Genomic DNA, 22,440 nt, shown 5'->3' on the forward strand with positions numbered 1-22,440 from the left:
AATACGCACGTCCTGCGCGCCGGGACGTGCGTCTTGCTTCCTATGCCTGGGACGGCGACGCGGCGTAGGGGCGGGTGGCCGCGACGGCGAGCGGCCCGGTCGCGGCGACCACCGCGGCGACCAGCACGTAGGTCCAGGACAGGCCGAGCCCGGCGGCGACCCAGCCCAGCGCGAGCGCGCCGATCGCCGTCCCCGCGTCGAACGAGGCGTTCCACATCGCGCTGGCCGCGGGGGCGCCGCCGGCGCCGGCCCGGGCGAACGCGGTGAGCAGCGTCAGGTTCTGCACCGACCCGTAGCAGACGCCGAACAGCGCGACGGCGGCGATGATCCAGCCGTCGCCGAGGTCCAGCCCGGCGCCGAGAAGCGCCATGCCCACGGTGCCGACCGCCAGCCCGGCGGGCAGCAGCAGCCGGGTGCCCAGCCGGTCGGCCAGCACCCCGACCCGCCAGCGGGCCAGCGCGGTGGTGACCCCCATGACGAGCAGCGCCACCGTGGCCAGCGAGCCGTCGGGCCGCTCGATCGGCAGGAACGTGACGACGCCGCCGCCGGCGAGCGTGACCACCAGCAGCACCGCCGCCGGCGCCAGCGACGCCGCGACCGCCCGCCGGCCCGCCCCGCCGCCCGCCGAGGGGGCGATCGGCGCCGCGGTGCGCATCAGCGCCGGCAGGAACGGCAGCCCGAGCAGCGGGGCGGCCGCCAGCCACGCCAGCCAGCCGGCGTGCCCGGCCAGCACCAGCGCCACCCCGGCGGGGACGGCGACCAGGTTGGGCACCGCGATCGCCAGCCCGTACAGGCCGATCGACTCGCCGCGGCGCTCCGGCGGGGCCACCGCGGCGGCCAGCAGCGCACCGAGCACGGTGATGATCCCGAACCCGATCCCGCGGACCGCCGACAGCCAGGAGAGCCAGACCAGCCCGTCGCCCAGCGCGTACAGCGGGCTGGGCAGCCCGATCGCGACCAGCCCGGCGGCGAGCACCGGCCCGGCGCCGAAGCGGGACGTCAGCGCCGGCACCGCGGCCTGGGAGACGATGGTCACGACGAGGAAGACCGCGGTCACCACGCCGGCGGTGCTCTCGCTCGCCCCGCCGCCGACGGCGTAGGTCGGCAGCGACGCCAGGGTCAGGCAGTAGCTGGCGAAGCCGAGGGCGGTCACCGCGAGCAGCGCCTGCATGGCCGGCCGCCGCAGCAGCGAGCCCCCGCCCGTCGTCGTCCCGCCGCGCATCGTCCGTCCCTCCCCCACGGGCGCCGTCGCCCGGCGAGCAGCATGACCGGCGCGTCGGCGGCGCCGTCGGCGGGGTGGGCCCCGGCGGACAGGTCCGCCGGCCCCGAGGGGTGCGGGAGTGCAGGAGACCTGCTCTCCCGCACCCCACTAACCCATGTGCGGGTACCGGTGGTCGGTGGGCGGCACGAACGTCTCCTTGACCACGCGGGTGCTGGTCCAGCGGAGCAGGTTCTGAGCGGCGCCGGCCTTGTCGTTGGTGCCCGACGCCCGGCCGCCGCCGAACGGCTGCTGCCCGACGACGGCGCCGGTCGGCTTGTCGTTGACGTAGAAGTTGCCGGCGGCGAACCGCAGGAACCGCTCGGCGTGCGCGATCGCCGCCCGGTCCTGCGCGATCACCGCCCCGGTCAGCGCGTACGGCGCCACGCACTCCATCTGCGCGAGCACCGTGTCGTAGTCCGCGTCGTCGTAGACGTGGACGGCGAGCACCGGCCCGAAGTACTCGGTGGTGAACACCTCGTGGGCCGGGTCGGTGCCCTCGACGATCGTCGGCCGCACGAAGAAGCCCTCCTCGTCGTCGACGGTGCCGCCCGCCACGACGGTGAGCGCGTCGTCGGACCGGGCCCGCTCCAGCACCCCGGCCAGCCGGTCGAACGATCGGCGGTCGATGACGGCGCCGAGGAAGTTCGACAGGTCGGTGACGTCGCCCATCGGCAGCGCCTCGGTGGTGCCGACCAGGTCGTCGCGCAGCCGCGCCCAGACGCTGCGCGGCACGTAGGCCCGCGAGGCCGCGGAGCACTTCTGGCCCTGGTACTCGAAGGCGCCGCGGATCAGCGCCGTGCGCAGCACGTCGAGGTCGGCCGAGGGGTGGGCGACGACGAAGTCCTTGCCGCCGGTCTCCCCCACCACCCGCGGGTAGCCGCGGTAGCCGGCGATGTTCTCCCCGACCGTGCGCCACAGGTGCTGGAACACCCGCGTCGACCCGGTGAAGTGGATGCCCGCCAGGCCGGGGTCGGCCAGCACGACCTCGGAGACGGCGGTCCCGTCGCCGGTCACCAGGTTGATCACGCCCGGCGGCAGGCCGGCCGCCTCGAGCAGCCGCATCACGTAGTGGGCGGCGAACTGCTGGGTGGGCGCCGGCTTCCACACCACCGTGTTGCCCATCAGCGCCGGCGCGGTCGGCAGGTTGCCGGCGATCGCGGTGAAGTTGAACGGGGTGACCGCGTAGACGAACCCCTCCAGCGGCCGGTGGTCGATCCGGTTCCAGGCCCCCGGCGCCGACTCCGGCTGCTCGGCCAGCAGCTGCCGGGCGAAGTGCACGTTGTAGCGCCAGAAGTCGATCAGCTCGCACGCGCTGTCGATCTCGGCCTGCTGCACGGTCTTGCTCTGGCCGAGCATCGTCGCGGCGTTGAGCGTCTGCCGCCACGGGCCGGCCAGCAGGTCGGCGGCCTTGAGGAAGACGGCGGCGCGGTCGTCGGCCGACAGCTCCCGCCAGGCCGGCGCCGCCTCCGTCGCGCAGCGGACGGCCTCGGCTGCGTCGGCGTGCGTGGCGTGCGCCGACGTCCCGAGGACGGCGGCGTGGCGGTGCGGCTGGACGACGTCGAAGCGCTCGCCGCCGGCCATCCGCTGCTCGCCGCCGAGGGTGCTGGTCAGCTCCAGCGGGTCGGCGGCGAGCTCGGCCAGCCGCTTCTCCAGCTCCGCGCGCTCGGCCGACCCGGGCGCGTAGGTCAGCACCGGCTCGTTGCGCGGTGGGGGAACGCGGGTGGTGCCGTCCATGGCGGCCTCCTTCAGCGGGTGGTGACCAGCGAGCGCAAGAAGAAGCGGAGGTTGGCCGGCCGCTCGGCCAGCCGGCGGACGAGGTAGCCGTACCAGTCGGCGCCGTAGGGGACGTAGGCGCGCACGCGGACCCCGCCGGCGGCCAGCCGGGCCTGCTCGGCGCCGCGGATGCCGTAGAGCATCTGCACCTCCCAGGAGTCCGGCGCGCGCCCGTACTCGCCGGCCAGCCGGCAGGCCAGGGCCACCATCCGCGGGTCGTGGCTGCCGACCATCGGGTAGCCCCCGCCGCGCATGAGGACGCCGAGGCAGCGGGCGTAGGCGGCGTCGACGTCGGCCCGGTCGACGTGCGCGACGGTCGGCGGCTCGTCGTAGGCGCCCTTGACCAGGCGCACCCGCGAGCCGGGCACCGCGAGCGCGGCGACGTCGTCCGCGGTGCGGAACAGCGCCGCCTGCAGCACCGCGCCCGTGTCCGGGTGGTCGCGGCGCAGCTCGGCGAGGACCCGCAGGGTGGCGTCGACGGTCGCCGACTCCTCCATGTCGAGGGTGACGGTCGTGCCGATCGCCGTCGCCGCCGCGGCCACCGGCGCGACGAGCTCCAGCGCCAGGTCCTCGCCGCCGGGCAGCCCCGCGCCGAACGCGGACAGCTTCACCGACACCTCCGCGGCCGGGCCCAGGCCCAGCGGGGCGAGCCCGTCCAGCGCGGCCAGGTAGGCCTCCTGCGAGCGGCGGGCCAGGCCCGGGTCGGTGACGGCCTCGCCGAGGTGGTCGAGGGTGACCGCGATGCCCTGCCCGGTGAGCCGCCGGACGGCGGCCAGCGCGTCGTCGAGGGTCTCGCCGGCGACGAAGCGGTCGACCACGCGGCGGGTGGCCGGCACGCCGACCAGCGCCCGGCGCAACGCCGGCCGGCGCGAGGCGGCCAGCAGCACGGCCCTCGAGCTGAGCACGGCACCTCCGGCGGGCGGGACGCGGGCCTCGATGCAATACCGCCGGCGCACGGGGGGCAACCGGGCCCGGCGCGGGCATCCGGTGGGGTTCTGCAACCACCGTCGCGCCCCCCGGCCCCCGGTGACCTACCCTCGGGGCACGAGAAGTCCGGGAGGAGAGGCGTTGCCTCGAGACACGGGGGGCGACGCCGACGTCCTCACGGTGCTGCGGTCAGCCACGGCCGCCGAGCACGAGCGGGTCGAGCAGACCCTCGGCCTGATGGACCCGGGACTGACGCGGGAGCGGCTGGCCGACGTCCTCACCCTGATGCACGGGTTCTGGCTGGCCGCCGAGGAGGGCCTGGACGCCTGGGCCGGCCGCGAGCCGGCCGACGCGACCACGCTCGCCTGGGACCGGCGCCGCCGCGCCGGCCTGTTCGCCGCCGACCTGGCCACCCTCGGCTCCCGCGCGGACGCGCCGGCCCGCCCGGAGCTGCCCGAGGTCGGCGGCACCGGGGAGGCGCTGGGCCGGCTGTACGTGCTGGAGGGCTCCACGCTGGGCGGCACCTTCATCGACCGGCACCTGGCCACGCTGCCGGAGCTGTCCGGCGGGGTCCGGCTGCGCGCCTTCAGCCCCTACGGGGAGGGCACCGGCCGCATGTGGCGGGACTTCCGGCGGGCGGCCCGCGACCACGTGGGCGCCGGCGGCGACGCCGGCCGGGTGGTCTGCGCCGCGCGGACGACGTTCACCGTGCTGGCCGACTGGTGCGAGCCGGTGCGGGTGGGCGCGTGAACGGGGAGGTGGAGCTCCTCCCGCCCGGGACGCCCATCGACCTGAGCAACTGCGAGCGCGAGCCCATCCACGTGCCCGGCAGCATCCAGCCCCGCGGCGTCCTGCTCACCGTCGACGAGCCCGGGCAGGTCGTGCGGCAGGCCTCGCGCAACCTCGCCGACCTCATCGGCGTCGCCTGGGACGCCGCCCTGGGCCGGCCGCTGTCCGAGGTGATCGGCGTGCCCGCCGCCGAGGCCGTCGCCCGCTCGGCGAGCGCCTTCGGCGACCTGCGCGAGCGCAACCCGGTGGAGCTGACCCTGGACGTCGCCGGCGCCCCCGTGCCGGTCGACGCGATCCTGCACCGGGCCCTGCTGCGGCGGGCGGAGGACGAGTCCGGCCGGGACCTGCCGGCGGCGACCGCCCTCGTCGTCGAGCTGGAGCCGGCCCGCGGGCCGCGCCCGTTCTCGTTCCCCAACACCTACCAGGCCGTGCGCGGCACGGTCGGCGAGCTGAACCGGGCCTCGACGCTGCAGGAGCTCTACGACATCACCGCCCGGGCGGTGCGCTCGCTGACCGGCTTCGACCGGGTGATGGTCTACCGCTACGACGCCGACTACAACGGCGAGGTCGTGGCCGAGGCGCGATCGGAACTCGTGCCCAACTCCTTCGTGGGGCTGCACTACCCGGCCTCGGACATCCCGGCGCAGGCCCGGGCGCTGTACGAGAAGAACTGGATCCGGCTGATCTCCGACGTCGGCTACGTGCCGGCGCCGATCGAGCCGGTCGCGCACCCCGAGACCGGCGAGCCGCTGGACCTCACCTACTCCACGCTGCGCAGCGTCTCCCCCATCCACGTCGAGTACCTGCAGAACATGGGCGTGCGCGCGTCCATGTCGATCTCGCTGCTGCGCGACGACCGGCTGTGGGGGCTCATCGCCTGCCACCACTACAGCGGGCCGCACGCACCGCCGTTCGCCACCCGCGCGGCCGCGGAGTTCCTCGGGTCGACGCTGTCGCTGCGCCTGGTGGACCGGGCGTCGGAGGAGGAGGTGCACCGCGCCCTGCAGGTGCGCTCCACGCTGGCCTGGCTGACCGCGGCCACCCTCGACGAGGACCGGGCGCTGACCGACACCCTGCTCGGCGCGCCGGACCTGCTGGACCTGCTCCCCGCCGACGGGGTCAGCGTGTGCCTGCAGCGCACCGCCGGCACGCGGGGCGCGGACCTGCCCGACGGCCTGGCCGCCCGCATCGCCGCCTGGGCCGCCGAGCGCGGCGAGGACGTCGTCGCCACCGACAACCTCCGCCGGCTGGCCCCGGAGCTCGACCTGCCGGACGACGTGGTCGGCGTCCTCGTCGTCCCGCTGCCGGAGAGCCAGTACCTCCTGTGGCACCGGGCGGAGACCGTCCGGCACATCGACTGGGGCGGCGACCCGCACAACAAGGCGATCGCCGAGCGCGAGGGCGACGAGGTGCGGCTGAGCCCGCGCAAGTCGTTCGAGCGGTGGCGGGAGACCGTCCGCGACCGGTCCGAGGCCTGGACGCCGCAGCAGGTCGCCGAGGTCACCGAGCTGCGCACGCACCTGCTGGAGGCGCTCTACGCGCGGCAGCGCAGCATCGTGCGCGCCGCCGAGATCCTGCAGCGCAGCCACCTGACCGCTCCGCCGCGGCTGCCCGACCTGCAGGTGGCGGTCCGCTACGTGCCCGCCACGCGCGAGGCCCAGGTGGGCGGCGACTGGTACGACGTCTTCACCCAGCCCGACGGCTCCACGGTGCTGGTGATCGGGGACGTCGCCGGCCACGACATCGACGCCGCCGCGACCATGGCGCAGCTGCGCGGGCTGCTGCGCGGCATCGCCTACGACAACGCCGACGGCCCGGCCGCCGTGCTGACCCGGCTGGACGCCGCCGTCGAGGGCCTCGGGCTGGGGGCGCTGGCCACGGTGCTGGTGGCCCGGCTGACCCCCACCGGCGACGGGCGGGTCGAGGTGCGCTGGTCCAGCGCCGGCCACCTGCCGCCGGTGGTCGTCGGCCGCGACTCCGCCGCCCGGGCGCTGGACGGCGGCCGGCCCGAGCTGCTGCTCGGCGTGCACCCCGGGACGCCCCGCACCGACGCCACGGTCGTGCTCGACGACGGGTCGACGCTGCTGCTCTACACCGACGGCCTGGTGGAGCGCCGCGACCAGGTCTTCGACACCGGCGTGACGCGGCTGACCGCGGCGCTGGCCGAGCTGCGCGAGCACCCGGTCGAGACCGTCTGCGACGGCGTCCTCGCCCGGCTGGTGCCCGACGGCGCGGAGGACGACGTCGCGCTGGTCGCCGTCCGGCTGGCGGCCGTCACTGCCCCTCGCTGAACTCCGCCTCCAGGCCGTCCTGCTGCGCGCCGCCCTCGGCGGGCAGCGGCACCTCGTCCTCGGCGGCGCGCAGCTGGGCCTCGGTGTCCGGCGGGTCGGTGTCGTCGACGCCGCGCCGCAGCTCGGCGAGCAGCCGCTCCTCGTCGGGGCGCAGGTCCCCGCCGCCGAGGCGCTCGCCGGGCTCGCCGGCGTCGGACCCGCTGGCCATGCCGGAGTCGGGCAGGTCGGGCCCCGTCGTCTCTGGTCCGGTCACGACGGCCTCCTCAGCGGGGGAAGTTCGGCTCGAGCCGCGGGACGATCTGCATCTCCGGCACGAACGCCGACGGGTGCAGGGTCACCAGGTAGCGGACCATCTCGGCGACCGCGGACGGCGGCATCATCAGGTGGGACGGGATGCCCCACTGCTCCATCATCGGGGTGTCCATCGCCGCCGGGATCACGGCCTGCACCCGGCACGGGAACGGCCGCTCGGTGCCGTCCTCGGCCCGCGTCGCCTTCTCCCGCAGCTCGCGCTGGATGCACCGGGTGGCGTTGAGGAAGCCGGCCTTCGAGCCGTTGTAGGCGATCGCGCCGCTGCCGGAGGTGATCGCCGAGAGGCTGACGACGTGGACGACGTCGGCCGTGCGCCCCTCCGGCAGGTGCTGCACCCGCTTCATGAACTCGCTGGTGAGGAAGATCGGCCCCTCGCAGTTGACCGCCTGCACCCGCTGGTAGTCGGCCAGGTCGATGTCGGTGACGTACCCCGGGCGGTCGATGCCGGCGACGTTGGCCAGGACGTCGAAGGCGTCGCCGTGCTGCTCGAACAGCTGCGCGACCACCGCCCTGCGGCTGGCGTCGTCGGTCACGTCCAGGGCGACGACGTCGGCCTTGCCGCCGGCCTCGCCGACCAGCTCCGCCGTCCGCTCGCTGCCCGCGGCGTCGATGTCGGCGACGGCCACGTGCGCACCGGCCTCGGCCAGCGCGAGGCAGGTGGCCCGCCCCAGCCCGCTGGCTCCCCCGGTGACGAGCGCGACCCGCCCGTCCAACGACCCACTGCCGGCCATCCACGCCTCCGTCTCGTCGAGCGCGCCGCGATGATCTCGGCGCCCCCGCCAGCCTCGCCGATGACGGGCCGGGCCGCAGGTCGAGTCAGGCGGGGTGGGCCCAGACGTCGGCGAGGGTCACCGTCTCCAGCTCCCGCTCCTCGATCAGCTCGACGAGCTCGTCGAAGACGGTGGTGACGGTGTCGTGGTTGGCGTGGCCGATCACGATCGACTGGGCGGCGAACCACTGCCGGGCGGCGGCCATGAGCTCGTCGGCGGTCAGCAGCCGGTGGTCGGCGAGCGTCCCCTCCCACATCGCGACCGTCGGATGCCCGCAGTCGGCGGCGATCCGGTCGACCCGCTCGTCGTGGCTGCCGTAGGGCGGCCGGAAGAACGGCGTCTCGCCGGCGCCGAACGTGTCGGCGAGGAAGCGCCGGTTGCGGGTGATCGCCTCGGCGACCGCGGCGTCGCTCAGCGTCATCAGGTCCGGGTGGTCCCAGGTGTGGTTGCCGAGCGCCACCTGCCCGGACTCCACCATCGGCCGCAGCGCCCGGGCGTGGTCGGTCCAGGAGCGGTAGCACCCGTTGGGGAAGAACGTCAGCCGCAGGCCGGTCTCGGCGGCCAGCTCGGTGAACGCGCCCACGACGTCGGAGCTGGTGCCGTCGTCGATGGTGAGCGCGATCCGGTTGCTCTCGCCGGGCAGCCGGTCGACCACGCCGGTCGGTGGCGGCAGGGTGCCGGCCCGCTGGGCGGCCGGCCGCACCGCGGGCTTGGCGGCCGTGGTCGGCCCGGTGGGTTCCTCGACGAAGGAAGCGGTGCCGCGGCCGACCGCGGCTCCGAGCACACCGGCGGCGAGGAGGACGACGAAGCGGCGGCGGTCCACGCGGCCGGACGCTAGGAGGGCGTGTCCGCGCGTCCCGGACAGCGACACCCCGGCGCCCGCGTGCCCGCCACGCGCCGTCGTCCCACGGCTACGCGCCCCGCCCCAGGCGCCCCGCCGTCCCGGGCTCCCGCCCGGGCAGGAGTGCCCTTTCGCCCCGGCTAGAAGTGCCCTTCTGCCCCGGACGTCGGGGTCAGGCGGCGGGCGCCAGCCCCGCGGCCTCGATCAGCCGCGCCTGCTCCCGGCACCACGGCGACCAGGCGTCGCCCTCGGTCTCCTGCCGGCGCCGGAAGGCCGCCCAGTCCAGCAGCTCCCAGTCGCCGACCTCGGTCGGGTCGGGTGCCGGGCTGCCGGTGAACCGGCCGAGGTACACCGGGCACACCTCGTTCTCGACGACGCCGCGGAACTCCGCGCGGTAGCGGTAGCCGGGCACCGCCGGGCGCAGGTCGGCCACCCCCAGCCCGAGCTCGAAGGCGGCGCGCCGACTGATCGCGGCGGCGTCGTCCTCCCCCGGGCCCGGGTGCCCGCACACGGTGTTGGTCCACATGCCGGGGAAGGTCTGCTTGTCCGCGGCGCGCCGGGTGACCAGCAGCCGGCCGTCGTCGGCGAACAGGTAGGCGGAGAAGGCGCGGTGCAGCGGCGTCTCGCCGTGGTGCACCAGCGGCTTGGGCAGCGTGCCGATCGCCTCCCCGTCGTCGTCGACCAGGACGATCAGCTCCTCGCTCACGCCGCCCATGATCCCCGAGGACGGCCCGGCGTGCCGGGGCCCCCGCGGTCGGGCACTGTTCGGGCATGGACAGCTTCCGTCGCGAGGGCATGGAGTTCGACGTCCGGGACGCCGGCCCGGCGGACGGCGAGCCGGTCGTGCTGCTGCACGGCTTCCCGCAGGACCGCACCGCCTTCGACCGGCTGGCGCCGGTGCTGCACGGCGCCGGGCTGCGCACGCTCGCCCCCGACCAGCGCGGCTACTCCCCCGGCGCCCGCCCCGCGGGGCGCGCCGCCTACCGGCTGCGGGAGACGGTGCAGGACGTGCTCGCGCTGCTCGACGCGGCGGGCCTGGGGTCGGCGCACGTGGTCGGGCACGACTGGGGCGGGATCGTCGGCTGGGCGATGGCCGGCTGGCACCCCGAGCGGGTCCGGACGCTGACCGCCCTGTCGGTGCCGCACCCGGCGGCGATGGCCCGGGCGCTGGTGGTCAGCGACCAGGCGCTGCGGTCGTACTACGTGGCGCTGTTCCAGCTGCCCGTCGTCCCGGAGCGGATCATCCTCTCCGGCGGCGGGGCCGCCCTGCGCCGGATGCTGCGGCACGGCGGCCTGCCCCGCGACGCCGTCGACCGCTACGTGCAGCGGATGCGCGAGCCCGGCGCGCTGACGGCGGCGCTGAACTGGTACCGGGCGCTGCCGTTCGGCGTCCGGGACGCGGTCGGCCGGATCGGCGTGCCGACGCTGCACGTCTGGAGCACCGGGGACGCCTTCCTGGGGCGCGCGGCCACCGAGGCCACCGGGCAGTACGTGACCGGCCCCTACCGGCTGGAGGTCCTCGAGGGCGTGACGCACTGGATCCCCGAGCTCGCCGCCGAGCGCACCGGCGAGCTGGTCGTCGCGCACGTCCGCACCCAGCGCTGAGCGGAGTCGCCCGAGCGCGGGAATCGCGCTTGGGCCACTCCGACAGAATCGGCGCCGTGACCTATCCGGCCAGCCCCCGCACCGTGCCCACCCGCATCCGCGAGCGCGTCGGCTACGACCGGGCCACCGTCCACGCCGTGCTCGACGAGGCGGTCGTGTGCCACGTCGGGTTCGTCGTCGACGACCGGCCGGTCGTCCTGCCGCAGCTGCACGCCCGGGTCGGCGACCGGCTGTACCTGCACGGGTCCACCGGCGCCCGGGCCCTGCGCCGGGCCGCCGACGGCGGCCTCGACGTCTGCGTGACCGTCACGCTGGTGGACGGGCTGGTGCTCGCCCGGTCGGCGTTCCACCACTCGGTCAACTACCGCTCGGTCGTCGCCCTGGGGACGGCGACGGTCGTGACCGACCCGGCGGAGAAGTCCGCGGCCCTGGCGGCGCTGGTCGACGGCATCGTGCCCGGCCGCACCGCGGGCAGCCGGGCGCCCGACCGGCGGGAGCTGGCGGCCACGACCGTGCTGGTCCTGCCGCTGGAGGAGGTGTCGGTCAAGGTCCGCACCGGTCCGCCGGTGGACGACGACGAGGACCTCGGCCTGCCGCACTGGTCGGGCGTGCTGCCGCTGCGCACGGTGCCCGGGGCGCCGCAGCCGGCCCCCGACCTGGCCGCCGGCATCGACGTCCCGGCGCACGTGACCGACTGGCGGCGCTGAGCGCGACCCCGGGGTGCCCGGGGGGTCAGGCCACGTGGTGGGCGGCGGCCGGCCCCTCGACGATGCCGACCGACGCGCCGTGCGACCGGGAGACGGCCGCGGTGACCCGGAGCGGCACGGTGCAGCCGCAGCAGTGCACCGACTCGCCGGGCAGCGCCTCGGTCTCCGTCGTGGCCGTGCAGTGCGGGCACCACACCCGGCGCGGCTCCCGGCCGGTGAGCGCGGTCCGGACCTCGTCGCCGAGCAGGCCCAGCCGCAGGGCGACCTCGCGGGCGGCGCGGACGTCGGCCTCGGGGCCGGCCAGCATCAGCCGCCAGCCCGGCCGCGCGCCCGTCACCAGGCGCTCCAGCTCGGCCAGGCTGACCGCGTCGGCGCGCTGCGCCGCCGCCCAGGTCACGGGCGTGCCCGCGGGCACCTGCTCGATCCAGCGCCGGACCACCCGCATCCCGGTGGGGCCGAAGCCGAGCATCGCGATCGCGCGGGCGGACGGGTCGATGGCGACCACGTCGCGCGGTGCGGCTGCCGGGGAGGCGACCGGGGGGACGCGGTGTGACATGGGGGCTCCGGGGCTGGAAGCGGGACGGCGTGGGGCACACGCTAGGGACCAATGGCCCTCCCGGAGGTTACCGGACCGTTACATCCGGTCAACAAGCCCGCACGCGCCAGACGTGGCGCGCGCATGCCCCGGGCCGTGTCCGGGCATGTCCGTCGTGTCCCGTCGCCCGATCCCCGGAGGACCTCCGTGACCCGCACCCATACCGCCTCCCGCCGCTGGCGCACCGCCGCGGCCGGCCTCGCCATCGCCGCCTCCGCGTTCACCGTCGCCGCGTGCGGCGAGGACGTCGTCGACGACGACGTCCAGCAGGACGTCGAGGAGGGCGTCGACGACGTCGAGCAGGGTGTCGAGGACGCCACGGACGGCGAGGACGGGGACGGCTGACCCCCCGGCAGGACACGGGGGTGCGGGGGGCGCCGTGACCACGCACGCGCCGAGCACGACGCCGACCCGGTCGCAGCGGCTGGACCGGCTCCCGTTCACCCGGGAGCACGGCCGGCTCGTCGGCGGCTCGGGGATCGGCTGGGCCCTGGACGCCATGGACGTGGGGCTCATCTCCTTCGTGATGGCCGCGCTGCGCGAGCAGTGGTCGCTGAGCTCCACCGAGCTGTCCTGGATCGGCTCGATCGGCTTCGTCGGGATGGCGCTGGGCGCCACGCTCGGCGGCCTGCTCGCCGACCGCTTCGGCCGGCGGCAGGTGTTCGCGCTGACCCTGCTCGTCTTCGGCGTGGCCACCGGCGCGGCCGCGCTGTCCTGGTCGGTGGGGGCACTGCTGGTCTTCCGGTTCCTCATCGGTCTGGGCCTGGGCGCCGAGCTGCCGGTGGCGTCGACCCTGGTCAGCGAGTACGCCCCGGCCCGGCTGCGGGGGCGCGTCGTCGTCGCGCTCGAGGCGTTCTGGGCGGTCGGCTGGCTGCTCGCGGCGGTCATCGGCTACGTCGTCGTCCCGCGCGGGGACGACGGCTGGCGCTGGGCGCTGCTGCTCGGCGCGGTGCCGGCGCTCTACGCGGTGGTGGTCCGCCGCGGGCTGCCCGAGTCGGTGCGGTTCCTCGAGCTGCGCGGCCGCACGGCCGAGGCCGAGGCCGCCGTCCGGCGGTTCGAGCGGGCGGCCGGGGTGGAGCCGGGGACGGCGTCCGCCCCCGAGCCCGCCCCCGCGGCGGCGCCGCCGGCCGGGACCGCCGGCCGGCCGCGGCTGTGGGACCGCGCCCACCGCGGCCACACCGCCGCCCTGTGGACCGTGTGGTTCGGCATCAACTTCGCCTACTACGGCGCCTTCATCTGGCTGCCGACCCTGCTCGTGGCCTCGGGGCTGTCGCTGGTGCAGTCCTTCGGCTACACGCTGGTCATCACCCTGGCGCAGCTGCCGGGGTACGCGGTCGCGGCGGTGCTCGTCGAGGTGTGGGGACGCCGGCCCACGCTGGCGCTGTTCCTCGCCGGCTCGGCCGCGAGCGCCGGGCTGTTCGCCGTCGCGGACACGCCCGCCACCGTGCTGGCCTCGGGGATGGCGCTGTCGTTCTGCAACCTGGGCGCCTGGGGCGCGGTCTACGCCGTGACGCCGGAGGTCTACCCGACCGCGCTGCGCGGCACCGGGGCGGGCGCGGCGGCGGGCTTCGGCCGGATCGCCTCGATCGCGGCGCCGCTGTGCGTGCCGCCCCTGCTGGGCGCCGGCGGGGAGGGCCTGGTGTTCGGCGTGTTCGCCGGCTTCTTCCTGCTCGCCGCGGTCGGCGCGCTGGGCCTGCCCGAGCAGCGCGGCCGGACGCTGGAGGAGACCGCCTGACCGCAAAGACTCCTCTGCAAAGGGATCTTTGCAAAGTCGCCTTTGCGGTCTACGGTCGGCGGCATGGCCGACGACCGTCCCGACGTGCCCACCCCCGAGCCGGCCGTCGACGTCTCCGATCCCCGGGTGCTGCGGGCGCTGTCCCACCCGCTGCGTTCCGGGCTGCTGTCGCTGCTGCGCCTCGAGGGGCCGTCCACGGCGACCCGGCTGGGCCGGCGGCTCGGGGAGAGCAGCGGGGCCACCAGCTACCACCTGCGCCAGCTGGCCGCGTTCGGCCTCGTCGAGGAGGTCCTCGGCGGTGACGGGCGGGAGCGCTGGTGGCGCGCGGTGCACCGCAGCACACGCTGGTCGTCGGAGGGGCTGGCCGACGCCGGTGGCGCGGAGGTCGTCGGCGAGCTGACCCAGCACCTCCTGCGCCAGCAGACCCGCGTGCTGGCCGCCCTCGCCGGCGAGCACGACGACCTCTCCGAGGAGGAGCGGGCCACCGTCTCGCTCAACGACTGGGCGCTGCGGCTCTCCCCCGCCCGGGCCCGCGAGCTGACCGAGGAGCTCAACGGCGTCCTCGCCCGGTGGCGCGCCGAGGAGGAGGACCCGGAGGAGCCGGTGGTGCACGTGCTGCTCGACGTCTTCCCGCTGCACGAGTACCCGCTGTGACCGCCGCCCCCTCCCCCGCGTCGGCCGCCCGCCGCTACGTGCTGCTCACGGCGCTGCGGTGGCTGCCCACCGGCATCTCGCTGCCGGGGATGGCGCTGCTGGCAGCCTCCCGCGGGCTGTCCCCGGCCGACGTCGGCCTGGTCTTCGCCGCCTACTCGGTGGTCGCGCTGGTGCTCGAGCTGCCCACCGGCGGGCTCGCCGACGCGCTCGGCACCCGCCCCGTGCTCGTCGCCGCGGCGGTGCTGCAGGGCGCCGGCGCGCTGGGGTTCGCCGTGGCCGGGTCGGTGGCCGGGTTCGCGCTCGCCATGGGGCTGCTCGGCGCCGGCCGGGCGCTGGACTCCGGCCCGCTGGAGTCCTGGTACGTCGACACGGTGGCCCGCGCCGATCCCGCGGCCGACCCGACGCCGGGCCTGGCGCGGGCGTCGTCGGCCAACGCGATCGGCCTGACCGTCGGCGCCGTCCTGGGCGGGCTGACCCCGGCGGCCGCCGAGCGGTGGGGGCGCGACGGCGACGTGCTCGCCCTCCCCTTCGTGCTGGCCGCGGGGCTGGTCGCCGTCTACCTGGTCGCGGTCCTGCTGCTCGTCGCGCCGCTCCCCCGCCCGGCCGGCACCGGCGCCTCCCCGAGCGGCGGCGTGCGGTCGGTGCCCGCGCTCGTCCGGGACACCGTGGCCGGCACACTGCGGGACGCCGCCCTGCGGCGGCTGGCCGGCATCACGCTGCTCACCGGGGTGGTCCTCGCGACGCTGGAGTCGATCGGGCCGCTGCACTTCGGCGCGCTCGCCGGCGACGCGGAGGCGGGCACGGCGGTCTTCGGCACGGTCATGGCGGTGTCCTTCGCCGCGGCGGCGGCCGGGGCGGCGCTCGCCCCGGCCGTCGGCCGGCTGGCGCGCGGCTCGGTGGCGGCGGCGAGCACGATGCTGGCGCTCGTCTGCGCCGCCGCCGTGGCCGGCGTCGGCGCCGGGAGCACGGTCGTCGTCGCGGGCCTGGCCTGCGCCGCCTTCTACCTGGCCAACGCCGCCGGGTGGCCGCTGCGCCAGCGGCTGCTGCACGCCCGGGTCGACGCGGGGCACCGGTCGACGACGGTCTCGGCGATGTCGGTCGCGCTCATGGTCGGCGGGATCGCCGGGAACCTCGTGGTGCCCCGGCTCGCCGGGGTGGTCGGCCTGCCGTGGTGCCTGGCGCTGACCGCCGTCCCGCTGCTCGCCGTCGCGGTGCTCTCCCTCCGGCTGCCCCGGCCGGCGGACGTCCCCGACGGCGCCGGCGAGGCGGTACCCGTGGCCGGCGCCGCGGCCTAGCGTGCCCGGCGTGACCGATCCCGACGGAACCGAGACCGACCTCCCGCGCGGCATCGGCCGCCCGGCCACCGGGGCGCTGCTGCACGCCGGCTACACCCGGCTCGACCAGCTGGCCGGGCTGCCGGAGCGGGACCTGCTCGCGCTGCACGGGGTGGGGCCCAAGGCCGTCCGGCTGCTCCGGGAGGCGCTCGCCGAGCGCGGGCTCGAGCTGAGCTGACGTCGCGGGGTCAGGCGTCGAAGGCGGTGGCGTGGCGGGCCTCGTAGACCCCGACCGTGCCGCCGCCGGGCAGCCGCACGGTGATCAGCCGGCCCCAGCCCTGGTCGCTGATGCCGCCCTCCACGGCGACGCCCCGCCCGGTGAGGTCGGCGAGCGTCGCCTCGACGTCGTCGCACACCAGGTAGAGCTCGGCCGCGCCGGAGGCCTCGGCCGGGTGGACGGCGACCTCGGCGGGCGGCAGCCGGAAGACCAGCCAGCCCCCGCCGGCGTCCACGCCGGAGAGCCCGAGCACGTTCCGCAGGAACGCGCGGTCGGCCTCGGCGTCGCTGCTGTACAGGATCACGTGCGTGCCGAGGATCACCGGTCGAGCGTAGGGGTGGCCCGCGGCCGGGCCGGGTAGCGGCGAGAGCATGGCCGACCTCTCCCCCGGACACCTGCAGGGCCTGCGGGTCGCCGTCACCGGCGCCAGCGGCAACGTCGGGACGGCGCTGCTGCGGCGCCTGGCCGACCCCGCGTCGGGCGTCGCCGAGGTGCGCGGCCTGGCCCGCCGCCGGCCGCCGGACGTCGCGCCCTACACCGGGGTCACCTGGCACCTGACCGACCTCGGCGAGCAGGCCAGCGAGGACGACCTGCCCGCGGCGCTCGAGGGCGTGGACGCGGTGGTGCACCTGGCGTGGGCGCTGCAGCCCGGCCGGCACCCCGACCGGCTGCACGCGGTCAACGTCGACGGCACCTACCGGGTGGCCCGGGCCGCGGCCCGGGCGGGGGTCGCCCAGTTCGTGCACATGTCCTCGCTCGGCGCCTACGCCGCCGGCGCCCGCGACCAGCAGGTCAGCGAGGACTGGCCGACCACCGGCATCCCCAGCTCGCAGTACAGCCGGGACAAGAGCTCCGCCGAGCGGGTCGTGCGCCAGATGCTCGGCCACCGCGGCGACACCACGCTGACCGTCGTCCGCCCGACCTTGGTGATGCAGCCCCAGGCCGCCAGCGAGATCGGCCGCTACTTCCTCGGCCCGCTGCTCTACGGCGCCGCGCGGGCACTGCCCAGCGCGGTGGCGCAGGTGCTGCCGCTGCCGCTGCCCGCGCTGCGGGTCGGCTTCGTGCACGCCGACGACGTCGCCGACGCCCTGGTGCGGATGCTCGACCGGCGGGCGTCCGGGCCGTTCAACCTGGCCGCCGAGCCGACCCTGGACGCCGACGGCCTGGCCGCGGCGCTCGGCACCCGGCGCATCCCGGTGCCCGCCTTCGTGCTGCGCGCGGCGCTCACCGCCGCGCACGCCGCCTACCTCGTGCCCACCGAGCCCGGCTGGCTGGACCTCGGCCTGGGCGCGCCGGCGCTGGACACCACCCGCGCCCGCACCCTGCTGGACTGGACGCCAGAGCACGCCGGCGACGACGTGCTGCGCCAGTTCGTCGCCGCGCTCGGCCGCGGCGAGGGCGCCCCGGGCCCGCTGCTGGAGCCGGCGGGCGGCGCCGAGCGGGACCCCGCCGGCGACCCGGCCAACACCCCGGGCTGACGCCTGCCGCCTCAGGGCGCGACGTCGGCGGGCTCCGTGGCGGGCCGGTAGGACGTCGCAGCAGCAGGCCGGCGGCGGCCAGCCCGAGGATGGCCCCGAACACCTCGTTCCAGCCGTGCACGATCAGCATGGGCCCCAGGGCCAGCCGGATCAGCAGCATGCTCAGGTCGATCGCGGTGGACGCCTGCGGTGCTCCTTCCCGTGCTGACCCGCGTCCGCCGCCGGTCAGCGACCGTCGTGGCCGGGCTCCGCGGCCGTCGAGCGACCGGCCGGGGGTTCCCCCGATCGTCGCCGGCCGGGTCAGGCGAGGACGTCGTCGCGGGCGGCGACGATCGCCCCCAGCCGGGCGGCCACCTCGTCGGTCGAGTGGTCGTCGGTGAAGACGTAGGCGCGGCGGCGCCGGATGCCGTCGACCACGTTGGCCGCCACCTGCTCGGCGGTCACCGTGCCGTGGGGGTTCATCCCCGTCCTGATGGCGCCGGGCATCACCAGGCTGACGCCCACCGGCGCGCCGATCCCCTCCAGCTCCGCGCGCAGGACGTCGGCCAGCCCCAGCAGCCCGTGCTTGGCCACCGAGTAGGGGCCGAGCTTCGCCAGCGGCGCGACGGTCGCCATCGAGCCGGTGAACACGACGTGCCCCTCCTCGCCGGTGGCGAGGATCCGCGGCACGAACGCCCGCACCCCGTGGACGGCGCCCCACAGGTCCACGTCGAGCACCCGGTGCCACTCCTCCAGCGGCAGCTCCCACGAGCGGCCGCGGTTGACGATCCCGGCGTTGTTCACCGCGACGTGCAGGCCGCCGAACCGGGCGACCGCCTCGTCGGCGACCCGCTCGACGTCCGCCGGGTCGCGGACGTCGACCGCGGTCGCGTGCACCCGCGCCCCGCCGGCCGCGAGCCGGTCGGCCTGCTCCCCGACGGCGTCCGCGTCCAGGTCGGTCATCAGCACGCGCACGCCCTCGGCCGCGAGCGCCGCGCTCACCGCCAGGCCGATGCCGCTCGCCGCGCCGGTCACGACCGCCGTCCGTCCGTCCAGCCGTTCCATCAGGTCCTCCTCACGGGATGCCACCGTCGACCCGCAGGGTCGCGCCGGTGGTGTAGCTGGAGGCGTCGGAGGCCAGGTAGAGCACCGCGCCGACGACCTCGCTGGGCCTGCCGGCCCGCTGCAGCGCGTGCGAGGGGAAGATCCCGTCGCCGGTGCCCGTGTGCTCGGCCCACTCGGGATGGGCGTCGGTGGCGTGCGGGCCGGCCATCAGCGTGTTGACCCGCACCGTGGGCCCGAGCGCCAGGGCGAAGGACTCGGTGAGCGAGTTCAGCCCGGCCTTCGCCGCCGCGTACGGGGCGATCGAGGGGTTCGTCCGGATCGAGCCGGTGGAGCTGACGTTGACGATCGACCCGCGGCCGGCGGCGACCATCCGCTCGCCGACCAGCGCCGTCAGCCGGAACGGCCCCTTGAGGTTGAGGTTGACCACGACGTCGAACAGCTTCTCGGTGACGTCGGTGAGCGAGTCGAACACCGGGGACATGCCGGCGTTGTTGACCAGGACGTCGATCCGGCCGAACCGCTCGTGGGCGGCGTCGACCAGGCCGGGCAGCTGGTCCCAGCGGCCGGCGTGCACCGAGTACGGCAGCGCCGACTGGCCGGTGGTCTCCTCGACCTCCTCCGCCACCTGCCGGCAGGCCTCGAGGTCGCGGCTGGCGATCACGACGTCGGCGCCGCAGCGCGCCAGGCCGAGCACCATCTCCCGGCCCAGCCCCCGGCTGCCGCCGGTCACCAGCGCCACGCGCCCCGTCAGGTCGAACAGCTCGTCGGCGTAGCCCATCGCTCAGCCGCGGTAGTCGCTGCTCGCGGCGAGCTCCGCGGCGTCGGCCATCATCGACAGCGCGATGGGACCGAACGCCGCCCGCGTGGACCCCGGCGTCGACCGCTGGAACCCCTGCTCGAGGACGATGGCGTGCTTGAACTTGATCAGCACGTCGTAGTAGTCCATGTCCTCGACCTGGCGGCCGGCCGCGCGGGAGAAGTGCTCGAGCAACTGGTCACGGGTGGGCATCCCCCGCAGGTCGACGTAGCCCTGCCCCTTCTCCGTGGGCGCGTCCGGGTCGTCCGGCCAGCCGCCGGTCACCAGGGCCAGGTCGAGCTTGGGGTCGCCGATCGTCCCCATCTCCCAGTCGATGATCGCCGCCAGCCGGGCCGGGGCCCCGTGCCGGAACATGACGTTGGCGAACTGGTAGTCGCCGTGCATCAGGCCGGGCACGTAGTCCAGCGGCTTGTGCGCGCGCAGCCAGGCGGCGGTCTCCTCGAAGCCCGGCAGCTGCCGGGCTCCCTCGATGCGCTGGAGGAAGGTGGTCCACCGGTCGACCTGGCGCTCGTGGAACCCGTCCGGCCGGCCCAGGCCCTCGAGCCCGGCGGCCCGCCAGTCCAGCTTCGACATGAGGGCGATGCCCTCGACCAGTTGCAGGGCCAGTCCGCGCCGGGCGGCCAGGTCGCTGCCGAACGGTTCCGGCCACTTCCGGTCGGCCATGGTCATCGGCGACCAGCCGTCGACGAACCCCATGACGTAGAACGGCCGGCCCAGGACCGAGGGGTCGTCGCACAGCGCGATGGCCGGGGTGTGCGGGACCTCCGTGCCGTCGAGGGCCTCGATGATCCGCCACTCGCGCAGGATCCCGTCGTCCCGCTGCGGGGGCGCGGTCGGCGGGGGCATGCGCAACGCCCCGTGGACGTCGCCGCGGCGGATCTCGTAGATCTCGTTCTGCGCGCCGCCGGAGACGAACCGGTGCTCCAGCGGCGCGCCGGCGCCGAGCCCCCGGGAGTCCAGCCAGGCGGTCAGGCTGTCGACGTCGAGGGACGTGACGTCCTCCTCCACCGTGCTCACGGCTGCACCGCCACCAGCTCGGCATCGGGCTGCACGGCATCGACGCGGCCGCCCGGCCACGGGTAGTCGGCCTGCACGGACGGGACGGTCCCGGGGAACGGCTCGGTCGGCTGGGGTTCCGGTGCGCTCATCCCGTACTTCGCCAGAGCGGCGGCCGTCTTCCTCGGCAGGAACTCGCTGGGGACGCCGTCGGTCGCCGGGGTGTAGTCGCGCAGGACCTGCCGGGCGACGGTGACCTGGTGCACCTCGGTCGGCCCGTCGACGACGGCCATGACCTCGGCGCCGAACATCATGCGGGCCAGCGGCATGTCGGCGCTGACGCCCAGCGCCCCGTGCAGGTGCAGGGCCCGCTGGGTGATGTCGTGGTAGATCCTCGGCATCACGGCCTTGCAGGCGGCGATGTCCTTGCGGACCTTCAGGTAGTCCCTGTATCGGTCGATCTTCCAGGCCGTCTGCAGCACCATCAGCCGGAACATCTGCAGCTGCGCCCACGAGTCGGCGATGTAGCCCTGCACGAACTGCTTGTCGGCCAGCAGCGTGCCCTGGGTGCGCCGGCTGATCGCCCGCTCGCACAGCATGTCCAGCGCCCGCTGCGCCTGGCCGATGGTGCGCATCGCGTGGTGGATGCGGCCGCCGCCGAGCCGGGTCTGGGAGATCGCGAACGCCTGGCCCTCGCCGCCGAGGACGGCGTCGGCGGGCAGCCGGACCCCGGTGAACCGCAGGTCGGCGTGCAGCGCCTCGTCCTCGGTGTCGAACGCCAGCGCGACGTTGCGCTCGATGCGGATGCCGGGGGTGTCGGCCGGCACGAGGAACATCGTCATGCTCCGGTACGGGTCGGCGTCCAGATCCGTCTTGGCCATGACGATGAAGAACGTCGCCGTCTTGGCGTTGGACGCGTAGTACTTCGCGCCGTCGAGCACCCAGCCGTCGCCGTCCCGGACGGCCTTGGTGGTGAACTGCTTGGGGTCGGACCCGCCCTCGGGCTCGGTCATCGCGTAGCAGGAGAAGATCTCGCCGTCCAGCAGCGGCTGCAGGTAGCGCCGTTTCTGCTCCGGGGTGCCGTAGTGGGCCAGGATCTCGGCGTTCCCGGTGTCCGGGGCCTGCGTGCCGAACACGATCGGCGCCCAGGCGGAGCGCCCGAGGATCTCGTCGAGCAGCGCCAGCTTCAGCTGGCCGAAGCCCTGCCCACCCAGGTCCGGGGTCAGGTGCGTGGCCCACAGCCCCTGGGCGCGGACCTGGTCCTTCAGCGGGTCGACGATCTCGCGGACCCTCCCGCGCAGCGGGTTGAACATGCCCATGGGGAAGGCCAGGTCGAGCGGCTCCACCTCCTCCCGGACGAAGCGGGCGGCCCAGTCCAGCTTCTCCTGGTACTCGGGCTCGGTCTCGAAGTCCCACGACATCGGTGTCGCCCCTCTCAGCGGTCGGACGATGCGGACCGACAGTGACAGCACGATGTTCTTGCCGTCAAGAACGGGATTCTGAGAGGCTGCGGCATGGACGACGGGACCCGCGCCGGCCGCCGGCCGGCTGCCTCCGCGGTTCCGAGTGGGCGCCGTGCACCCCGGCCTGCCGCGCTGTGCCGTCCGTACGATCACCAGACCGTCCGGTGCCGGAGGGCGGCGCACCGTCCGCGGGAGGCAGCGTGAGCGAGGACGTCCTGGGGCGGGTGGTCCAGCGGGCCCTGGCCCAGCGCGGCGTGACCTACGAGGAGGAGGTCCGCCGGCTGATGCGGGCCGGGCTCGAGGTGATGGTGCGGTGCGGGACGTCGGCCAGCCCGCGCGTCTCCGACATCGTCGCCGCCGCCGGGCTGTCCAACGACGCGTTCTACCGGTACTTCCCGTCCAAGGGCGCGCTGGTCGGCGCCCTGCTGGAGGACGGCGCGGCCCGGCTGCGCAGCTACCTCGAGCACCAGATGGCCAAGGAGACGACGCCCGGGGGCCAGGTCCGCCGCTGGGTCGAGGGCGTGCTCACCCAGGCTCGCGGCGACGTCGCCGCCACCACCAAGGCGGTCATGTGGAACGCGCCGACCGCCGGCAGCGGGGCCCCCTACGGCCGGCACTTCGCCAGCGAGGCCCTGGCCGGGCTGCTGCGCGACCCGTTCGGCCAGCTGGGCAGCGCCGACCCGGAGCTCGACGCGCGGCTGGCCGCGCACGCCGTCCTCGGGCTGCTGTCGGACCACGTGTGGGCCGAGACCGAGCCGACGGACGACGAGCGGGAGCGGATCGTCGCCTTCTGCCTCGCGGCGGCCTCGGTCCGGGGCTGACCTCGGTCGG

24 protein-coding genes are annotated in these 22,440 nt (G+C 76.0%); 11 read left to right on the forward strand and 13 right to left on the reverse strand.

Features of this window, described 5'->3' with window-relative positions:
- Nucleotides 1–40: 40 nt before the first annotated feature.
- The 3 genes from ACI79F_RS14100 to ACI79F_RS14110 all read right to left on the reverse strand — a co-directional run bounded on the left by ACI79F_RS14100 (nt 41) and on the right by ACI79F_RS14110 (nt 3,939).
- Nucleotides 41–1,222 carry an MFS transporter gene (locus ACI79F_RS14100; RefSeq protein ID WP_456546594.1) on the reverse strand — a complete coding sequence of 394 codons (1,182 nt, stop codon included), beginning with the start codon at nt 1,220–1,222 and terminating at the stop codon, nt 41–43.
- Between the two features lie 147 nt (nt 1,223–1,369).
- On the reverse strand, nt 1,370–2,995 hold the full coding sequence (pruA, locus tag ACI79F_RS14105) for an L-glutamate gamma-semialdehyde dehydrogenase (RefSeq protein ID WP_456546593.1): 1,626 nt from the start codon (nt 2,993–2,995) through the stop codon (nt 1,370–1,372).
- Nucleotides 2,996–3,006: 11 nt separating this feature from the next.
- Entirely contained in the window at nt 3,007–3,939 is a 933-nt protein-coding gene (locus ACI79F_RS14110) for a proline dehydrogenase family protein (protein WP_456546592.1), read from the reverse strand.
- A 163-nt stretch (nt 3,940–4,102) separates the two neighbouring features.
- Between ACI79F_RS14110 and ACI79F_RS14115 the strand changes: the two genes are divergently transcribed.
- Nucleotides 4,103–4,711, forward strand: coding sequence for a biliverdin-producing heme oxygenase (locus ACI79F_RS14115; RefSeq protein WP_456546591.1), 609 nt, complete (start codon nt 4,103–4,105; stop codon nt 4,709–4,711).
- Entirely contained in the window at nt 4,708–7,041 is a 2,334-nt protein-coding gene (locus ACI79F_RS14120; protein ID WP_456546590.1) for a SpoIIE family protein phosphatase, read from the forward strand. The genes ACI79F_RS14115 and ACI79F_RS14120 overlap by 4 nt, the downstream gene beginning before the upstream one ends.
- On the opposite strand, the gene ACI79F_RS14125 is transcribed toward ACI79F_RS14120, so the two are convergent.
- From ACI79F_RS14125 to idi, 4 genes are all read right to left on the reverse strand, one after another.
- Nucleotides 7,025–7,294 (reverse strand): hypothetical protein, encoded by a 270-nt coding sequence (locus ACI79F_RS14125; RefSeq protein ID WP_456546589.1) that lies wholly within the window; start codon nt 7,292–7,294, stop codon nt 7,025–7,027. The genes ACI79F_RS14120 and ACI79F_RS14125 overlap by 17 nt on opposite strands.
- A gap of 10 nt (nt 7,295–7,304) precedes the next feature.
- Entirely contained in the window at nt 7,305–8,084 is a 780-nt protein-coding gene (locus ACI79F_RS14130; protein ID WP_456546588.1) for an SDR family NAD(P)-dependent oxidoreductase, read from the reverse strand.
- An 85-nt stretch (nt 8,085–8,169) separates the two neighbouring features.
- A complete protein-coding gene (locus ACI79F_RS14135; protein WP_456546587.1) occupies nt 8,170–8,946 on the reverse strand; it encodes a polysaccharide deacetylase family protein in 777 nt (258 codons plus the stop codon).
- 190 nt (nt 8,947–9,136) lie between these two features.
- Complete coding sequence (idi, locus tag ACI79F_RS14140; RefSeq protein ID WP_456546586.1) at nt 9,137–9,670, reverse strand: isopentenyl-diphosphate Delta-isomerase; 534 nt, start codon at nt 9,668–9,670, stop codon at nt 9,137–9,139.
- A 65-nt stretch (nt 9,671–9,735) separates the two neighbouring features.
- Here idi and ACI79F_RS14145 point away from each other — a divergent pair, with 65 nt between their 5' ends.
- Together ACI79F_RS14145 and ACI79F_RS14150 are read left to right on the forward strand one after the other, a co-directional pair.
- Complete coding sequence (locus tag ACI79F_RS14145) at nt 9,736–10,569, forward strand: alpha/beta fold hydrolase (RefSeq protein WP_456546585.1); 834 nt, start codon at nt 9,736–9,738, stop codon at nt 10,567–10,569.
- A 56-nt stretch (nt 10,570–10,625) separates the two neighbouring features.
- A complete protein-coding gene (locus tag ACI79F_RS14150; RefSeq protein ID WP_456546584.1) occupies nt 10,626–11,276 on the forward strand; it encodes a pyridoxamine 5'-phosphate oxidase family protein in 651 nt (216 codons plus the stop codon).
- Between the two features lie 25 nt (nt 11,277–11,301).
- Here the strand turns inward: ACI79F_RS14150 and ACI79F_RS14155 are convergent, their stop codons facing one another.
- Complete coding sequence (locus ACI79F_RS14155; protein WP_456546583.1) at nt 11,302–11,832, reverse strand: dimethylamine monooxygenase subunit DmmA family protein; 531 nt, start codon at nt 11,830–11,832, stop codon at nt 11,302–11,304.
- Between the two features lie 186 nt (nt 11,833–12,018).
- On the opposite strand from ACI79F_RS14155, the gene ACI79F_RS14160 reads away from it, so the two are divergent.
- The 5 genes from ACI79F_RS14160 (at nt 12,019) to ACI79F_RS14180 (ending at nt 15,772) form a co-directional block, all read left to right on the forward strand.
- On the forward strand, nt 12,019–12,216 hold the full coding sequence (locus tag ACI79F_RS14160; protein WP_456546582.1) for a hypothetical protein: 198 nt from the start codon (nt 12,019–12,021) through the stop codon (nt 12,214–12,216).
- A 34-nt stretch (nt 12,217–12,250) separates the two neighbouring features.
- A complete protein-coding gene (locus tag ACI79F_RS14165; protein WP_456546581.1) occupies nt 12,251–13,606 on the forward strand; it encodes an MFS transporter in 1,356 nt (451 codons plus the stop codon).
- A 63-nt stretch (nt 13,607–13,669) separates the two neighbouring features.
- Nucleotides 13,670–14,260, forward strand: coding sequence for a helix-turn-helix domain-containing protein (locus tag ACI79F_RS14170; protein WP_456546580.1), 591 nt, complete (start codon nt 13,670–13,672; stop codon nt 14,258–14,260).
- Nucleotides 14,257–15,555 carry an MFS transporter gene (locus tag ACI79F_RS14175; RefSeq protein ID WP_456546579.1) on the forward strand — a complete coding sequence of 433 codons (1,299 nt, stop codon included), beginning with the start codon at nt 14,257–14,259 and terminating at the stop codon, nt 15,553–15,555. Before ACI79F_RS14170 ends, ACI79F_RS14175 begins: the two co-directional genes overlap by 4 nt.
- Before the next feature lie 10 nt (nt 15,556–15,565).
- Entirely contained in the window at nt 15,566–15,772 is a 207-nt protein-coding gene (locus ACI79F_RS14180) for a DNA-binding protein (protein ID WP_456546578.1), read from the forward strand.
- 10 nt (nt 15,773–15,782) lie between these two features.
- Here the strand turns inward: ACI79F_RS14180 and ACI79F_RS14185 are convergent, their stop codons facing one another.
- On the reverse strand, nt 15,783–16,133 hold the full coding sequence (locus ACI79F_RS14185) for a VOC family protein (protein ID WP_456546577.1): 351 nt from the start codon (nt 16,131–16,133) through the stop codon (nt 15,783–15,785).
- 49 nt (nt 16,134–16,182) lie between these two features.
- Between ACI79F_RS14185 and ACI79F_RS14190 the strand changes: the two genes are divergently transcribed.
- Complete coding sequence (locus ACI79F_RS14190) at nt 16,183–17,289, forward strand: NAD-dependent epimerase/dehydratase family protein (protein ID WP_456546576.1); 1,107 nt, start codon at nt 16,183–16,185, stop codon at nt 17,287–17,289.
- A gap of 300 nt (nt 17,290–17,589) precedes the next feature.
- On the opposite strand, the gene ACI79F_RS14195 is transcribed toward ACI79F_RS14190, so the two are convergent.
- From ACI79F_RS14195 to ACI79F_RS14210, 4 genes are read right to left on the reverse strand one after another with little or no spacing between them, the layout of a single operon-like run.
- On the reverse strand, nt 17,590–18,333 hold the full coding sequence (locus ACI79F_RS14195) for an SDR family NAD(P)-dependent oxidoreductase (RefSeq protein WP_456546575.1): 744 nt from the start codon (nt 18,331–18,333) through the stop codon (nt 17,590–17,592).
- 10 nt (nt 18,334–18,343) lie between these two features.
- Nucleotides 18,344–19,111, reverse strand: coding sequence for an SDR family NAD(P)-dependent oxidoreductase (locus tag ACI79F_RS14200; protein WP_456546574.1), 768 nt, complete (start codon nt 19,109–19,111; stop codon nt 18,344–18,346).
- Nucleotides 19,112–19,114: 3 nt separating this feature from the next.
- Nucleotides 19,115–20,167: a phosphotransferase family protein gene (locus ACI79F_RS14205; RefSeq protein ID WP_456546573.1), complete on the reverse strand. Its 1,053-nt coding sequence runs from the start codon at nt 20,165–20,167 to the stop codon at nt 19,115–19,117.
- Nucleotides 20,164–21,567, reverse strand: a complete 1,404-nt coding sequence (locus ACI79F_RS14210) for an acyl-CoA dehydrogenase family protein (protein ID WP_456546572.1) — start codon at nt 21,565–21,567, stop codon at nt 20,164–20,166. The genes ACI79F_RS14205 and ACI79F_RS14210 overlap by 4 nt, the downstream gene beginning before the upstream one ends.
- A 242-nt stretch (nt 21,568–21,809) precedes the next feature.
- On the opposite strand from ACI79F_RS14210, the gene ACI79F_RS14215 reads away from it, so the two are divergent.
- Entirely contained in the window at nt 21,810–22,430 is a 621-nt protein-coding gene (locus ACI79F_RS14215; protein ID WP_456546571.1) for a TetR/AcrR family transcriptional regulator, read from the forward strand.
- Nucleotides 22,431–22,440: the final 10 nt, after the last annotated feature.

Source organism: Blastococcus sp. SYSU D00868 (assembly GCF_054050575.1).

Bases quoted from the DNA above. Each gene is read 5' to 3' on its own strand.
- ACI79F_RS14130 (WP_456546588.1), bottom strand. From the start codon at position 8,084: ATGGCCGGCAGTGGGTCGTTGGACGGGCGGGTCGCGCTCGTCACCGGG.
- ACI79F_RS14145 (WP_456546585.1), top strand. From the start codon at position 9,736: ATGGACAGCTTCCGTCGCGAGGGCATGGAGTTCGACGTCCGGGACGCC.
- ACI79F_RS14155 (WP_456546583.1), bottom strand. From the start codon at position 11,832: ATGTCACACCGCGTCCCCCCGGTCGCCTCCCCGGCAGCCGCACCGCGC.
- ACI79F_RS14195 (WP_456546575.1), bottom strand. From the start codon at position 18,333: ATGGAACGGCTGGACGGACGGACGGCGGTCGTGACCGGCGCGGCGAGC.
- ACI79F_RS14170 (WP_456546580.1), top strand. From the start codon at position 13,670: ATGGCCGACGACCGTCCCGACGTGCCCACCCCCGAGCCGGCCGTCGAC.
- ACI79F_RS14200 (WP_456546574.1), bottom strand. From the start codon at position 19,111: ATGGGCTACGCCGACGAGCTGTTCGACCTGACGGGGCGCGTGGCGCTG.
- ACI79F_RS14190 (WP_456546576.1), top strand. From the start codon at position 16,183: ATGGCCGACCTCTCCCCCGGACACCTGCAGGGCCTGCGGGTCGCCGTC.
- ACI79F_RS14210 (WP_456546572.1), bottom strand. From the start codon at position 21,567: ATGTCGTGGGACTTCGAGACCGAGCCCGAGTACCAGGAGAAGCTGGAC.
- pruA (WP_456546593.1), bottom strand. From the start codon at position 2,995: ATGGACGGCACCACCCGCGTTCCCCCACCGCGCAACGAGCCGGTGCTG.
- ACI79F_RS14100 (WP_456546594.1), bottom strand. From the start codon at position 1,222: ATGCGCGGCGGGACGACGACGGGCGGGGGCTCGCTGCTGCGGCGGCCG.